Annotated in this window: 16 protein-coding genes and 1 pseudogene; 7 read left to right on the top strand and 10 right to left on the bottom strand. The window is 71.8% G+C overall.

Annotated features, from left to right (window positions below; genetic code table 11):
* On the bottom strand, positions 1 to 913 hold a 913-nt coding region (locus tag ETD83_RS31280), incomplete at its 3' end, for a serine/threonine-protein kinase (RefSeq protein WP_205717991.1).
* The gene (locus ETD83_RS31275) at positions 900 to 3095 is read right to left on the bottom strand and encodes a protein kinase domain-containing protein (RefSeq protein ID WP_138648806.1); all 2196 of its coding nucleotides are present in this window, start codon (positions 3093 to 3095) and stop codon (positions 900 to 902) included. The genes ETD83_RS31280 and ETD83_RS31275, both read right to left, overlap by 14 nt.
* A gap of 264 nt (positions 3096 to 3359) precedes the next feature.
* Here ETD83_RS31275 and ETD83_RS31270 point away from each other — a divergent pair, with 264 nt between their 5' ends.
* The gene (locus tag ETD83_RS31270; protein ID WP_171064533.1) at positions 3360 to 3947 is read left to right on the top strand and encodes a 4Fe-4S single cluster domain-containing protein; all 588 of its coding nucleotides are present in this window, start codon (positions 3360 to 3362) and stop codon (positions 3945 to 3947) included.
* A gap of 20 nt (positions 3948 to 3967) precedes the next feature.
* Positions 3968 to 4360: a YchJ family protein gene (locus tag ETD83_RS31265; protein WP_138648804.1), complete on the top strand. Its 393-nt coding sequence runs from the start codon at positions 3968 to 3970 to the stop codon at positions 4358 to 4360.
* 224 nt (positions 4361 to 4584) lie between these two features.
* On the opposite strand, the gene ETD83_RS31260 is transcribed toward ETD83_RS31265, so the two are convergent.
* Positions 4585 to 4779 carry a DUF397 domain-containing protein gene (locus tag ETD83_RS31260; protein WP_138648803.1) on the bottom strand — a complete coding sequence of 65 codons (195 nt, stop codon included), beginning with the start codon at positions 4777 to 4779 and terminating at the stop codon, positions 4585 to 4587.
* On the bottom strand, positions 4776 to 5579 hold the full coding sequence (locus ETD83_RS31255; RefSeq protein ID WP_138648802.1) for a helix-turn-helix domain-containing protein: 804 nt from the start codon (positions 5577 to 5579) through the stop codon (positions 4776 to 4778). Before ETD83_RS31255 ends, ETD83_RS31260 begins: the two co-directional genes overlap by 4 nt.
* A 139-nt stretch (positions 5580 to 5718) precedes the next feature.
* On the opposite strand from ETD83_RS31255, the gene ETD83_RS31250 reads away from it, so the two are divergent.
* The 5 genes and pseudogenes from ETD83_RS31250 (at position 5719) to ETD83_RS31230 (ending at position 7638) form a co-directional block, all read left to right on the top strand.
* On the top strand, positions 5719 to 6021 hold the full coding sequence (locus ETD83_RS31250) for a hypothetical protein (protein ID WP_138648801.1): 303 nt from the start codon (positions 5719 to 5721) through the stop codon (positions 6019 to 6021).
* Entirely contained in the window at positions 6005 to 6235 is a 231-nt protein-coding gene (locus ETD83_RS31245; RefSeq protein ID WP_138648800.1) for a hypothetical protein, read from the top strand. The genes ETD83_RS31250 and ETD83_RS31245 overlap by 17 nt, the downstream gene beginning before the upstream one ends.
* A 136-nt stretch (positions 6236 to 6371) precedes the next feature.
* Positions 6372 to 6575 carry a BldC family transcriptional regulator gene (locus ETD83_RS31240; RefSeq protein WP_138648799.1) on the top strand — a complete coding sequence of 68 codons (204 nt, stop codon included), beginning with the start codon at positions 6372 to 6374 and terminating at the stop codon, positions 6573 to 6575.
* A gap of 462 nt (positions 6576 to 7037) precedes the next feature.
* Positions 7038 to 7346, top strand: a pseudogene (locus tag ETD83_RS46145) (DUF6879 family protein); the annotation flags it as partial.
* Between the two features lie 22 nt (positions 7347 to 7368).
* Entirely contained in the window at positions 7369 to 7638 is a 270-nt protein-coding gene (locus ETD83_RS31230; protein ID WP_138648797.1) for a DoxX family protein, read from the top strand.
* A 4-nt stretch (positions 7639 to 7642) separates the two neighbouring features.
* Here the strand turns inward: ETD83_RS31230 and ETD83_RS31225 are convergent, their stop codons facing one another.
* From ETD83_RS31225 to cas5, 6 genes are read right to left on the bottom strand one after another with little or no spacing between them, the layout of a single operon-like run.
* Complete coding sequence (locus ETD83_RS31225; protein WP_138648796.1) at positions 7643 to 8050, bottom strand: cupin domain-containing protein; 408 nt, start codon at positions 8048 to 8050, stop codon at positions 7643 to 7645.
* The gene (locus tag ETD83_RS31220; protein ID WP_138648795.1) at positions 8051 to 8872 is read right to left on the bottom strand and encodes a phosphoenolpyruvate hydrolase family protein; all 822 of its coding nucleotides are present in this window, start codon (positions 8870 to 8872) and stop codon (positions 8051 to 8053) included.
* Positions 8869 to 10062, bottom strand: coding sequence for a Tm-1-like ATP-binding domain-containing protein (locus ETD83_RS31215; RefSeq protein WP_138648794.1), 1194 nt, complete (start codon positions 10060 to 10062; stop codon positions 8869 to 8871). Before ETD83_RS31215 ends, ETD83_RS31220 begins: the two co-directional genes overlap by 4 nt.
* A gap of 52 nt (positions 10063 to 10114) precedes the next feature.
* Positions 10115 to 10813 (bottom strand): ABC transporter ATP-binding protein, encoded by a 699-nt coding sequence (locus ETD83_RS31210; RefSeq protein WP_138648793.1) that lies wholly within the window; start codon positions 10811 to 10813, stop codon positions 10115 to 10117.
* Positions 10806 to 11765 (bottom strand): ABC transporter ATP-binding protein, encoded by a 960-nt coding sequence (locus ETD83_RS31205; RefSeq protein WP_138648792.1) that lies wholly within the window; start codon positions 11763 to 11765, stop codon positions 10806 to 10808. Before ETD83_RS31205 ends, ETD83_RS31210 begins: the two co-directional genes overlap by 8 nt.
* Positions 11762 to 14359, bottom strand: coding sequence for a CRISPR-associated protein Cas5 (gene cas5 / locus ETD83_RS31200; protein WP_138648791.1), 2598 nt, complete (start codon positions 14357 to 14359; stop codon positions 11762 to 11764). The genes ETD83_RS31205 and cas5 overlap by 4 nt, the downstream gene beginning before the upstream one ends.
* Positions 14360 to 14370: the final 11 nt, after the last annotated feature.

Below are 14370 nucleotides of genomic sequence, written 5' to 3'. Positions count from 1 at the left end.
GGTTCTCGGCCGCGATCCGGCGCCTGGCGATCTCGGCGGCGACGGACGGCGGCAGCGACGCGGCGGCCCGCTCCCCGGGACCGACGGCGTCTCCGGCACCGCGTCCGGCCAGCCGCGCCGCCAGGTCCGCGGCGGTCGGACGGCGCTCCGGGTCGCGCTCCATGCACGACTCGATCAGCGAGCGCAGCGCGGGGTCGCCGATCCCGTCCAGCCGGGGCGCCTCGGACTGGACGCGGCGCAGCTTCACGTGCCACACGCCGTCGCCGAACGGCTCCCGGCCGGTGGCGGCGAACGCCAGCGTCGACCCGAGCGAGAAGACGTCGCCGGACGCGCCGACCGTCTCCCCCGCCGCCTGCTCCGGCGACATGAACCCGGCGGCACCCGCGCGCGTCCCGGGGCGCGAGACCGACGACGCCTCGATCGCGCGGGCGATGCCGAAGTCGATGACGCGTGGGCCGTCCGCGGTCAGCAGGACGTTCGCGGGGCTCAGGTCGCGGTGCACGACGCCCGCCTCGTGGATCGACACGAGCGCCTCCGCGATCCCGGCCGCGAGCTCCCACACCGCGTCCACCGCGAGCGGCCCGGACGACCGGACGGCGTCGCGCACCGACACCGACGGCAGGTACTCGGTCACCAGCCACGGGAGCTCGGCCTCCGGGTCGGCGTCGATGACCGCCGCGGTGAACCCGCCGCCGACCCTCCGCGCGACCGCGGCCTCGCGCTGGAACCGGTCGCGGAACTCGTCGTCCGCGGCGAACTCCGGATGCACCATCTTGATCGCCACGGCCCGTCCGGCGGCGGACCGGCCGAGATAGACGACGCCCATCCCGCCGGATCCGACGCGGGCGAGGACGCGGTAGCGGCGTCCGCCGGTCTCGACCGAGCGCGGGTCGTCCGGCTCAAGGGGTCGCACGTGGTCCTCCGTTGGTGCGCGGTGTGGGGGTCGGTGGCGCGACGGCCCGGACGTCGCCGTTCACCGTGGCGATGAAGACGAGCCCGCCCGCGGTCACGGGACGGGTGCGGTTGGGCTCGTCTCCGCCGTACGTCCATTGGATGCGGCCGTCGGCGGTGCTCAGCGCGTAGAGGACGCCGTCGGTGCAGGAGACATACAGGGTGGGTCCGGCGAGGCCCAGCGCGGTGGCCTGGCCGCGCGGGTCGTCCGTCCGCTGGGACAGCAGCGAGCGCGACCAGAGCTGCTTGCCGGTCGCGCCGTCCAGGGCCAGGATCTCGCCGTCGCCCGCTTCGAGGTAGCAGCGGCCGCCGCCCGCCCGGCTGCCCCAGCCGCTGATGTTCGGCCGCCGCCAGGCGAGCGCGCCGGTGCCGATCCGTACCGCGTGCATGGTCCCGAACCGGTCGACGGCGTAGACCATGCCGTCGGCGACGACCTGGAAGTCGGGGTAGTCCATCGGGTACTTCCATCTGGTCTTGCCGGACGCGGCGTCCATGCCGACCAGCGCGTCCCCCACCAGGACGATCAGGAGGCCGCCCACCCCGGAGACCCCGTACTTTCCGGGCAGCTTCGACCGCCAGCGCCGCCGCCCGGTGGACCGGCTCACCGCGGTGATCTTGTCGATGCCGAAGACGATGACCGAGTCGGTGATCGCCAGCTCGTCGGTCGGGCCGCTCTCCTCGAAGGAGACGTCGTAGGTCCACAGCGTCCTGCCGGTCGTGGTGCGGACCGCGCAGAGCTGCTGGCCTTCGGCCTGCGCGAGGTAGGTGACGTCGCCGTGGGGGGTCGCCCGCATTCCGCCGTCGCGCGTCCATTTGATCTTGCCGGTGCGCGGGTCGAGCGCATGGAGGATCTCGTTGCCGTCGTCGCCGTTCGCCAGCACCACCCCGCCACCGGCGGCGAGTTCGAGGTATTTGTCCTTCTTGCTGACGTGACGTTTCCATCGCGCGACTCCGTCTGGCGGCGGCCCCTGGGGCGTCCGCGGGGCGCCGGAGTGCCCCGCGGCGACCGGGTCGCGGGGGTCGCGCCTCGGGTCGCGGTCATCGTCGCCGGTCAGCCGCCATACGAGCGACCCGATGCCGCTCATGGTCAGCAGGCCCGCGCCGGCGCCGGCGAGGAGCGCCCTGCGGCCCGTCCCGAGGGGCGGGGGCATGGTCCTCGGGCCGTCGCCGGGGCCCGTGTCCGAGGTCGCCGCGCTGTTGAGCGCGGGGCCGAGGACCGGTGGACGCGCGGCGGGCGGGACGGGCGTCTCCAGCGGCGCGGCCTCGGCGGTGCGGCGGTCGATCTCCTCCGCGACGGCCGCGGGCAGCCAGCGCGTGCCGAGCAGGGACGGCGCGTCGTCGTCCGGCGGCCCGAGCCGTTCGAGGACGCCCGCGGCGGACGGACGGCGCGCAGGATCGAGCAGCAGGCACGCCCCGATCAGGTCGAGCAGCCAGGGCTCGGTGATCCCGCCGAGGTCGGCCCGCCCGCTCAGCGCGCGGAGGTCGCGCGACTCCAGCGGCCCGTCCCCGAACGGCTCCCGCCCCGTCGCGGCGTACGCGAGCGTCGCGCCGAGGACGAAGATGTCGGCGGACGGGTCGGCCCGCTCGGCGCGGAGCTGCTCGGGCGCCATGAACCCGGGCGTTCCGACCGGCGTGTTCGCGCGGGTGATGGTCACCGCGTCCTCCGGCCGGGAGATGCCGAAGTCGATCACCCGGGGCCCGCCCGCGGTCAGCATCACGTTGCCCGGTTTCAGGTCGCGGTGCACCACGCCGACGCGGTGGATCTCGCCGAGCGCCTCGGCCAGCCCGGCGGCCAGCGACCGGACGGCGGACGGCGGCAGCGGCCCGAACCGCGTCACGGCCTCGCGTAACGACAGCCCCGGCAGGTAGGCGGTGACCAGCCACGGCGTCCGCGCGTCCGGGTCGGCGTCCAGCACGGGCGCGGTGAACACGCCGGTCACGCGGCGGGCGGCGGCGGCCTCCCGGCGGAACCGGGCGGCGAACCGCGGCTCGCCCGCGAACCGCCGCTGGATCACCTTGATCGCGACGGGCCGCCCGCTCGGCGACCGGCCGAGGTACACCACGCCCATCCCGCCCGCGCCGAGCCGGCCGAGCAGCCGGTACGGGCCCACCCGGTCGGGATCGGCACCCTGAAGCGGTCGCAACGCCGTCCCCCTCCCGTATCCGATCAGTTGCACGATAGTCGCGGAGAGTGCCCCGGGACCGGTCCCGGCGGAACGGCGGTGTAATCACGGCATGACCGGCGAACGCGGAAAGGACGGCGTGTCCGGCGAATGCCGACGTCCCCGGCGCGATCCGGTGGTGACGGTCATGTGAGGAGCGAGGATGGAACTCCACGAAGCCGGGGTGACCACAGATCCGGACGGCACGACGCGGGTCGGGGTCCGGCCGCGGCGGAAGCCGGGCGCATGACGCGCCAGGCGCGCCCCTCACGTCCGGCACGTCCGTTGTCGGTCCACGCGTTCGAGCCGTACAGCGAGACCAGCGGCCCCGGCACCCGCGCGGTGGTGTGGCTGCAGGGCTGCACGCTCGGCGGCCCCGGCTGCTGGACCCCGGACACGCATCCCCGCGGCGGCCACGCGGTCACCGTGGACGAGCTGTTCGCGCACATCGCCGGGCTCGGCGGAAGGATCGAGGGCGTGACGGTCAGCGGCGGCGAGCCGCTGCAGCAGTTCCGGCCGCTGCTGCGGCTGCTCACGCGCATCCGGGAGGAGACGTCGCTGTCGGTGCTGCTGCTCACCGGGTTCGGCTGGGACGAGATCGTCCGGATGCCGGGCGCGGCGGCGCTGCGCGAGCGCGTGGACGTGCTGATCGCCGGCCGGTACGAGCGGGACCTGCGTCTCGGGCGGGTGCCGCGCGGCTCGTCCAACAGGACCGTGCACCTGTTCACGGACCGCTACACGGCGGCCGACCTCGACGCCGTCCCGGGCGCGGAGGTCATCATCCGCGCGGACGGGCCCGCGATCAGCGGCATCGACCCGCCCCGCGACGAGTGAGCAGCGGGCAGAATGCGGGAATGGCCAGGTGTCCTTGCGGAGTCGGTGACCGCTACCGGGATTGCTGCGGGCGGCTGCACCGCGGCGAGGCGGCCGCCGCGACGGCCGCCGAGCTGATGCGCTCCCGCTTCAGCGCGTTCGCCAGGCAGGACGAGGCGTACCTGCTGAGCACCTGGCACGCCGCGACGCGTCCGGAGCGGGTCGGGTTCGAGGACGGCCTGCGCTGGACGCGGCTGGAGATCGTCCGCGAGGAGGGCGGCGGCCCGGGCGACGACAAGGGCGTCGTGGAGTTCCGCGCCCACTACCTCACCGGACCGGGATCACAGCCCGGTGAGTTGCACGAGGTGAGCCGCTTCGTCCGCCATGACGGCGGGTGGGTCTACGTCCGGGGCAAGATCATCACTGCCGGGTAGGCTCCACCGACAGCAAACCCCGCACCGAACAGGCCGAGCACCAATCCGATACGCGTTCGGGGGGCCTTGAAACTCAAGGCAGTCTCCATTCTGGAACATGGGCCGGTCTCATAGAAGCAGGAAGTCCGGGGTGCCGCCAGGACCTCACGCGGGCGACGGGCTCCACCTCTGCCCTAAGACAGGAGAAGCCCCCCGGCCTCAAACCGGGGGGCTGCTGTGGGGGGCTACAGGTTCAGGTCGCCGGCCTTGATCCGACCAACGAGACTCCGGAGGACCTCCCGGCCGACCGTGAGGTGACCGAGCTGGGGGTCCTTGCTGTCACGGATGCAAACGTAGTCGTCCAGGGTGGCCAGCTCGACGCACTGACCGCCTTCTCCGCCGCTGTAGGTGCTCTTGCGCCACGTGGCCTGCTTGATCATCCACTCTCCATCAACGATCGGATCAGAGCCTCGGAGTCGGCCGCCGTCAGGGCCGACTCCCTGATCAATTCGAACCCTACTCCAAGCTCCGTGACCTGATAGCCGGCCTCCAAGAGGCGGCCTCGTCCCCCGACGGACTCCTCGTACCCGAGATCGGGCTCGCTGTCGAAGGACAGGACCGTGAAGCTGCTCTCCGGGAAGACCTGGGCACGTTCCGGGATGACGTAGATCGAGATGTTGGGCTCCTGGATGAGCTTGATCAGATGGACGAGCTGCTGCCGAGTGACCTCAAGGCTCCCCGCCATCTTCCGGAGAACTCCTTCCTCCAGGAGAACGACGACGTTCGGCGGAACCTCCCGTCGAAGGATTTCTTGCCGCTCCATCCGCGTGGAGACCAGCTCGTCTACCTTGTCGGGTCGCCTGCCAGCCCTGACGACTGCTCTGGCGTAGTCCTCGGTCTGGAGTAGCCCTGGGATGTAGTTCTGGTTGTACATCCGGATCTGGGAGGCTCTCGCCTCCTCTTCGACGTACTCCCAGAAGCCGGGCGGGAGACCCGCCTCCTCGGCGATGCGGGGCAGCATCGCCTCGAAGAACTTCTCGATACCGAACAGCTCGTCCATCCCAGCGGACAACTTGATGTTGGGGCGACGCTTCTTGGTCTCTACGAGCCCGATGAGCTTGCCCGTGTAGCCGACCTTGGCTCCGAGGGCCTCTTGAGAAAGGCCCGAGGCGTCCCTTAGCCGCTTCATGTGGAACAGATAGAAGTCGAGTGCCGATGCCATGGGGTCAATTTCGGGCATTTGCGAACCTTTCTGGCCTACCTACATGCGCTTGTAGGCGTCCGGGGGCGTTTGTAGGCACGGTTCTCTAGCTGAGAGTAGCCCGGCGCTTGACGATGAGTGTCAGAGAACGCAAAGACACGAGGAATCCGGAAGATCGATGCGCCAGCAGAGTTCCCCAGAGCCCCGCAAGGGCTACGTCCCCGTCGTGAGTGAGTACGACCCGCTCCCTGCGCAGCCTGAGCCCCAAGGGCGTTGGGCCGAGCCCTACCTGTCGGACAAGAGCGGCATGTGGACGGTCCTCACCCGGCGTCCGCTGACACGGGGACAGATCCACTTCGGCCTGAGGTCCATCGTCGCCGCCCAGACGCTGGAGCGCCTCCGCCGTCAAATGTCGGAGCAGGACGAGAAATGGGCTGAGTACATCGCCACGGACAGGAGCACCAGTGATCACGACGGGTGAGATGCTTCAGCAGATCTTCGTCCAACTGGCGGTCCTCACCGTCGGCAGTGTGCTCGGCGGGATCGTGATCGGCTTCCTGCTGTACCCCAGGCTCTTCCGCCACGGACGGCACGCCGCCAAGTCGAGCCACTCCCGCACCCAGGTTGAGCGGCGTCCCCGGCACGGAGACGTGGCGCCCCTCACCCGGTCATGGGAGTCCAGAGGCCGGTGGTGACCCCCGAGACCCCTCGCGCCCCCGATGACGGAAAGTAGGTGGTCTATCGACCTCAGAAAGTGTGCGACGAGCAGCATGGGGCCCCGCAGTGAGCAGCGGGGCCCCTTCCTATGCAATGGACAGGAGAACCCAGAGCATGCCGAAGTACACACCACAGATCGAGCCTCTCTTAACCCCGGCCGAGGTGGCGTCGATGTTCCGCGTGGACGTAAAGACCGTCACGCGGTGGGCGCAGGCGGGGAAGCTCAGTTACGTCATGACGCTCGGAGGGCACCGTCGCTTCCGCGAGGCGGAGGTCCTGGCACTGCTCACGGAAGGGACCCAGCGTCGGACGCTGTAGCCAGCCGGGCGCCACTCGCACGTGGGCCACCAAGTGTTACTCGGAAAGGAAACGACCAGCGGTCAGAGTCCGACCCTCTACGCGACCGACCGTGATTCATACGTCGTCCAGGGCTGGATCGTCACCGACCCCGAGATCGTCAATCGACTTTCGCTGTCCCATGACGAGACCATCGTGGAGGTGCCGCCAAGGCTGATGACCCACCTGGCCAAGGACGGCCTCAGCGGCGAAATCACCAACGTGATGGCTCCATCGTCGACGTCAACCAAAAGGGAAACTACATCGTCAAAAGCGTTCGCGTCAGTGACGAGGACACGCTCTCTCAGATGGATGTCCCCACCCATGAGACCTGCGTAGAGGTCCCCAGGAAGGCCTGGCCCTCCTGGGCTGAGGACACAGATGCAGCCGATCGATTATCACCGGTTCCAAGACCTGTTGCGCAACGCGGAGCGTGCATGACATTTGGAGCTGCGTGACACCTACAATGTCGAGTTCGAGGAAGTTCCGCTCGCACGCTGGCGCAAGGGCGAGCCGGACGACTTCGCTTGGCTGGACGACTGGCTCGAGTTCATCCGAGAACTCACCAGAGAGGATGTCCAAGTACAACGAATGCGAGTGGTGAGCGAACCTCACACTGAATACACGCGGTGGAGTATTGAGGTGACCCAGCGCAACGTCTCCGCCGGAGAGGACGTCAGATATCTCCCTCGCGGACGTGCCGAAGACATCTCGTTCCCGAACGAGGACTGCTGGTTGCTGGACGATGACGGCCTGATCCTCAGTCTCTTGCCTCATCAGGTGTCCACCTCTGCCCGTCAAGCCCGAGAAGCACTGGGCGCCCGTCTCAGAGACCTCCGCGCTCAAGGCCGCCGGGGCGGCCGGGCTCGTGCTCGGTCTGCTGGGGCTCGACGTGATCGGCATCGCCGCGGCCGCCGGGCTCGTGGCCTTCTTCGTCGGTGCGGTCTGCCTCCATCTGCGGACCCGCGTCCTGCACAACATCGCGTTCCCGGGCACCTATCTCGCGTTGGCCGTTGCCTCCCTGACGCTCGCGGCCGTGAATTGACCGGCTAGGACTGGCGCCATTCTGGGATGGCTCCAGGGGCGTGTAGGCAGAAGTCGGGGGCGGCTTCCAACGCCTTTTCCTCGCCGCCCGGGGTATAGGTGACGATCAGGCGGAGTGGACGCCACGTCGTATTGTACGTGGAATGCCACACGCCCTTCGGGATGTGGACGGCGTCGCCCTCGCGGATGCTGAACGGGTTCCCGTCGTCCACCATCTGTGTCGCCTCGCCGGAGATCACGTAGATGACCTCCTCGGCGTTCGGGTGGTTGTGCCGCGCGTGGCCTTTGCCGGGGTTGACTATCACCTCGCCCAGCGTGCTGCTCGCGCCCGGCACGCTGGACGGCGTGACGAACCATTTGATCGAGCCCCAGTCGAAGGTCATCGTCGCCACGTCATCAGGATTCAGCAGCATTCACAGCTCCAGGTTCTTGAAGGCGGCCACCTGTTGTGTGATGGCGCGCTCGGTCGGCAGCCGTTCGACGGAGGAGGCGCCGAAGAAGCCCACCACTCCGTGTGTTCGGGACAGGACGTAGGCGGCGTCTTCCGGCTCGGCGATGGGGCCGCCGTGGCACAGGACCAGGATGTCGGGACGTACCGTGGACGCGGCGTCCCGCATGGCCTGCACTCGGGCGACCGCTTCGTCGAGTGTCAGCGCGGTGCCCGCGCCGATGCTGCCCTTGGTGGTGAGCCCGACGTGCGGGACGAGGACGTCCGCGCCCGCCTCGGCCATCGCCCGGGCCTGGTCCTCGTCGAAGACGTACGGGGCGGTGACGAGGTCGCGCTCGTGCGCGAGGCGCACCATTTCGATTTCCAGGTCGTAGCCCATTCCGGTCTCTTCGAGGTTCTGCCGAAAGACGCCGTCGTAAAGGCCGACCGTCGGGAAGTTCTGTACTCCTGTGAAGCCCATCGCCTTGAGCTGGTCGAGGAAGACCGGCATCAGGCGGAAGGGGTCGGTGCCGCACACTCCGGCCAGGACGGGGGTGTCTTTTACTACCGGCAGGACTTCGGACGCCATTTCCACGACGATCTGGTTCGCGTCCCCATAAGGGAGGAGCCCGGCCAGCGAGCCGCGTCCCGCCATCCGGTAGCGGCCCGAGTTGTAGATGATGACCAGGTCGACGCCGCCCGCCTCCGCGCACTTGGCGGACAGGCCCGTGCCCGCCCCCGCGCCGATGACGGGCTCGCCCTCCGCGACGGCGGCGCGCAGCCGCGCGAGGACCTCCTGCCGGTTCACCGCGCCCCCTCCGTGATCATCCGGTGCAGCCGGTCGGCCATCGCGCGCCCGAACGCCGGATCGTTGATGTTCAGGTCGTGCCGCTCCGTCGGAGCGGCGCCCTCCAGCGCCGCGAAGCACGCCTCGTCCGCCTTCGGATCATGGAAGGGCATGCCGGGCGCGTCCAGCGCCGACACGCCGCCGAGGGGGATGAACAGGGTGGTCGGGCCGGTCGCGGCGGCCAGCTTCGCCGCCACGCGGCGTCCCAGTTCGGCCATCTCGTCCGGGGTCGTCCGCATGAGGGTGACGGTCGGGTTGTGGACGTAGAGGTTCCGTCCCGCGAACCGTTCCGGGACGGTCTCGCGCGGCCCGAAGTTGACCATGTCGAGCGCGCCCGGCGCCACGACCTGCGCAATCCCGTGCCGGCCCGCTGCCGTGAGGCGGTCGGGGCCCGCCGACAGGACGCCGCCGACCAGGTCGTCCGCCAGTTCGGTCGTGGTCAGGTCGAGCACCCCGGCGAGCAGGCCGCTCTCCGCGAGCCCCTCAAGGGCCCGGCCTCCGGCTCCGGTCGCGTGGAAGACCAGGACCTCGTAGCCGAGCTCGTCCAGGCGTTCGCGGGCGGCGTCCACCGCCGGGGTCGTGACGCCGAACATCGACGCGCCCACGAGCGGACGCTCCTCCGCCAGAGGGGGCAGGTGTGCTTTCGCCATCCCGGCCGCCGCTGCCGCCGCGTTCCCGAGGATCAGCCGCGACACCCGGTTCACGCCCGCGATGTCGACGACGCTGTACATCATCGTGACGTCCTTGGCGCCCACGTACGGGGTCACGTCCCCGGACGCCATGGTGGACACGATCAGCTTGGGCAGCCCGATCGGCAGATCCCGGACGGCCCGCGCCGCGATCGACGATCCGCCGCTCCCGCCGACGGCGAGCACGGCGTCGACGCGTTCCAGCCCGGCGAGCACGGCCGCCGCGCCTTCTCCCATGGCCGTGACGGCCGCGCCCCGATCGCCCGCGTCCCGCAGCGCCGCCAGGGACGTGCCCCCGGCCCGCGCGACCTCCTCGGCGGAGACGTCGGCGTCCACCTCGGACGGCCCGGTCCCGGCGTCGACCAGCACCACCTCGCAGCCCAGCTCCCGGACCCGGTCACGCAGCCACGCGTACTCCGCCCCCTTGGTGTCGAGCGTCCCCACCAGTACGACAGTCGCCATACGCCCTCCCATCCCGGTACCGATTCCCCGGACGATCAGAGGGCAACCGGCGTCAGCCAGGGGTAGGGACGGGGGTTTCCGTTGTCACGCCGTCTTCGAGGTTGAGGACGCGGTCGGCTTCGGCGAGGAGCGCCTCGTCGTGGGTGGCGACGATGACGGTGACGCCCTCGCTGGAGACGACGGCGCGCAGCAGCGGCATGATCGCGGCGGCCGTTTCGGAGTCGAGCTGGCCGGTGGGCTCGTCCGCCAGCAGCAGGCGGGGACGGTTCGCCAGGGCGCGGGCGATCGCGACGCGCTGGCGCTGGCCGCCGGACAGCTCATAGGGGCGCTGGGCAGCGTGGTCTGCCAGGCCGACGAGCCCCAGCAGGACGCGGACGCGTTCGTCGCGCTCCGCAGGGGGTGTCCGGACGAGCCGCAGCGGAATCTCGACATTCTCCGCAGCCGACAGGACGGGGATCAGGCCGTGCGACTGGAACACGTAGCCGATGTGGTCGCGGCGCAGGGCGAGGAGTTCGTCCTCGCTGAGGGTGCCGACGTCGCCGCCGTTCACGCGGACGGTCCCGCCGTCCGGGGTTTCGAGGCCGCCGATGAGGTTCAGCAGAGTCGTCTTCCCCGAGCCGGACCGTCCCTTGATCGCGACGAGTTCCCCGGCCCCGACGGTGAAGGACGCGCCGCGCAGCGCCGGAACCTCCAGGTCGCCGGTGCGGAAGGTGCGGGTGAGCGCCTCCACGACCACCATCGGCTCAGTCATCGCTCTCCTCCCGGTCGGCCTTCCGGCCGGTCTTCCGGTCGGGCCAGACGCCGACGTGGTCGGTCTCCAGGTTGAGCCGGACGCGGTCGCGCATGTCGAGGGCCTGGGTGAACGCCTTCGGGAGCTGGACGCGGCCGACGCGGTCGAGCACGGCGTACTCCTCGGCGGTCCGGGTGCCGTCGTCCGCGGAGCGGCGCCGGACCTCGCTGCTGGTGCGGCCGTCGCGGATGCCGATCGTCCGGTCGACGCGCTCGGTCACCTGCGCGTCGTGGGTGACGACGACGGCGGTGGTGCCGAGCTCCTCGTTGACGCGGCGCAGCGCGGCGAAGACCTCGGTGGCGGTGGCGGTGTCGAGCTCGCCGGTCGGCTCGTCGGCGAGGACGACGTGGGGCTCGTTCGCGACGGCCACGGCGATGGCGATGCGCTGCTGCTGGCCGCCGGACAGCTCCTGCGGGCGGCGGCCCGCGCAGTCGCCGACGCCGAGCATGCCGAGCAGCTCGGCGGCGCGGGTGGCGCGCTCGCGGCGGGACCGGCCGGCGAACCGCATCGGCAGCTCGACGTTCTGCTCGGCCGTCAGGTACGGGAGCAGGTTGCGGGACGTCTGCTGCCAGATGAACCCGACCTGCTCGCGCCGGAACCGCAGCCGTTCCCTGGCCGCCATGGTCAGCAGGTCGGACCCGGCGACGCGGGCGACACCGGCGGTCGGCACGTCCAGCCCGGACAGGATGTTCAGCAGCGTGGACTTCCCGGAGCCGGACGCCCCGACGATCGCGACCAGCTCGCCCGCGTCCACGAGCAGGTCGAGCCCCTGCAGCGCGACGACCTCGATGCCGTCGGTCTTGTAGATGCGGACGAGGTTGTCGCAGACGATGTGGGCGCCCTCGCCGTAGACGGGGCCGCGTTCGGCGGCGCGGCGCTCCAGCTCGGCGAGGTCGGGTGCGTTGGTGCTCATTGGTCCCCCGTTCTCAGGACGGTTCCGGGGCGGGCGTCGAAGGCGCGGTCCACGGCGACCGCGGCGGCGGCGGCGAGGAGCAGCGCGCCGAGGAGCCCGAGCAGCGCGGGCAGGCTCGGGACGTGGGCGGTGACGGCGTGGCCGCCGGTGTAGGGGCGCAGGTCCACGACCGGTCCGGTGATCTCGGGCAGCAGCAGCCCGAGCACCCAGCCGGCCCCGACCGCGCAGAGCAGGACGGGCGCGATCTCGACCAGCGCCAGGCCGCGGCTCTGCCGCCGGCTGAGGCCGAGGGCCCGCAGGTGGGCGACGGTCCGGCCGCGGGTCCTGGCCCCGACGACGAGGACGAGCAGGACGGCGAGGAGCCCGAAGGCGCCGCCGATGAGGGAGCCGTCCCGGAAGGTGTCGCGGACGACGGACACGATCGGCACGTCCGTCATCGTCCGCAGCACGTCCTGGCGCAGCTCGACGGCGCGTCCGGGGGCCGCGGCGCTGAGCTTCTTCGCGTCCAGGTCGTGCCCGGAGACGAAGACCTGCGACGGGAAGCCGGTCGCGCCCGCGACGTCCTTGTACGGGACGACGACGTACGCGCTGCCCGGCAACTGCCCCGGGAAGTGCTCGATCACGGCGGGCGCGGTGATGCGGATCGGGTCCATGCCGGCGCGGCTGAGCGTCGCGTCGCCGGGTCCCATCGTGCGGGCGGCGAGCGGCGACGCCAGCGCGCCGGACGCGGAGCCGGGGATGCCGGGCACGCCGGGCGCCAGGTCGCGGTAGGCGCCGAGGTCCACGCCGACGACGGTCATGGGCGCCGTGTTCGACTCGGTCGTCACCTCCGTGATGACGCGGGCGCGCACGGCCCCGGTCACGCCGGGGAGGCCGCGGATGCGGGCGAGGGCCGTGTCGTCCATCGGCCCCGCCTCCAAGCGGGCGTCGGCGCCGACCTCGGCCCACGACGCGCGTTCCTGCCCGGCTTGCAGGGCCGTGTCGACGGTGGCGGTGAAGCCCGCGACGGTGGCGGCGAGCAGCAGGACGACGAGCGGGAGCGCGCCGACGACGGTCTGCCGGGACGCGCGGGCGATCCCGATGAACGCGACCGCGCCTCGGCGGCGCCGCAGGAACGGCCCGGCGGCGCGCAGCAGGTAGGGGTAGGCGCGCAGGACCAGTACGGCGAGCGCCGCGCCGAGCAGCACCGGGACGGCGGCGATCAGCGGGTCGGTGCCCGCCGTCTCCCCCCGCTGGCGCAGCAGCACGACGCCGATCACGGCGAGCGCGACGAGGAGCGCGTCCAGGACGAACCGACGCCGCGACGGCCGCGCCGACACCAGGTCGTCCCGGCGGCCTGACGACGACCCGACGCCGGCGTCCCGCTCCCGCAGGACCATGACGGCCGACACGGCGAGGACGGCGGCGACCGGCACGGCGACCGCGTAGTTCGAGCTGGTCTGCGGCGGCCCGGCGTCGAGCAGGCGCCCGGCGGCGTATCCGAGGGCGGCGGACGGGACGGCGGCCAGCGCCGTCAGCCCGCCGGCGGGCAGGGCGAGCTGCCGCAGCGACGCGCCGCGCGCACGCATCGTCCAGAGGACGGGCCGGAGCCGTTCCCCGAGGAGCCCGGCGGCCAGCAGCAGCACCCCGGCGGCGACCGCGACGAGGCCGCCGAGCACCAGCCCGAGGACGGACTCGGCGGCGCGGAGCTGGCCCGCGAAGGCGTCCAGCCGGTCGTCCAGCGCGGTCACGACCGCGTTGGGGAAGATCCCGGTGCGGCCCTGGACGGCGGAGCGGAAGGCGTCCATGTCGCCGGCGACCTCGCGGGCACCGGCCGCGCTGATCGCGCCGGGGAGAACCGGGTACCGCCAGCTGAAGGTGAAGTACCGCCCGGGCGTGCGCGCGACCCTGGCGTACGCGGCTTCGTCGATCAGCGCCGTGCCCGCGTCGGCCTCCAGGGCGTCCATGCGGTCGCCGACCGTCTCCCTCGTCGGGCGCAGGATACGGGCGCGGGGCGTCCAGTACGGGTCGGCGGCGTTCACCGGCTGGTACAGGCCGGTGATCTGAACGCGCAGCGTGGTCCCCGCCGGGGCGCCGCCCGCGGTGATGCGGTCGCCGACCTTGTAGCCGAGCCGGTCGGCGTAGGTCTTGGAGACCATGACCCGCAGGTCCTCGCCGGGCCTCAGGTCGAAGCTGTGGGCGGGCGTGCCCGCGACGACGCGGACGCGTTCCCACGCGCCGACGTCCCAGCCCAGGTAGAGGAGCCTCGGCCGGGAGAACCGCCCCTCGATGCCCATGCGGTCGCTGGTGGCGGACGCCTCGGGCTGGCCCGTCACCCCGCGCAGGGACGACGGCATCATCTGCTGCCAGGTCAGGCCATGGGAGACCAGCGCGTCCTGGCTCGGGACGGACGTCGTCGCGGCGAAGTCCGCCGCGCGCCCCTCCACCCGGACGTCGGCGCCCGGCCCGGCCGCGGCCGCCGCGCTCCGGTCGTACCCGGCGGCCATGCGGGCCGGGAGGGCGACGGCGAGCAGCGCGGACACCAGCGTCAGCACAGCGAGGGCCATGAGCGGCGCCCACTGCACCCGAACCAGCCGCACCCCCGCCCCCGTCATCGATCCTCCCC

This window comes from Actinomadura soli (assembly GCF_005889715.1).
Classification (GTDB): Bacteria; Actinomycetota; Actinomycetes; order Streptosporangiales; family Streptosporangiaceae; genus Spirillospora; species Spirillospora soli.
Note: the sequence above shows the minus strand (reverse complement) of the source record. Positions and strands in the feature narration are given on the sequence as shown.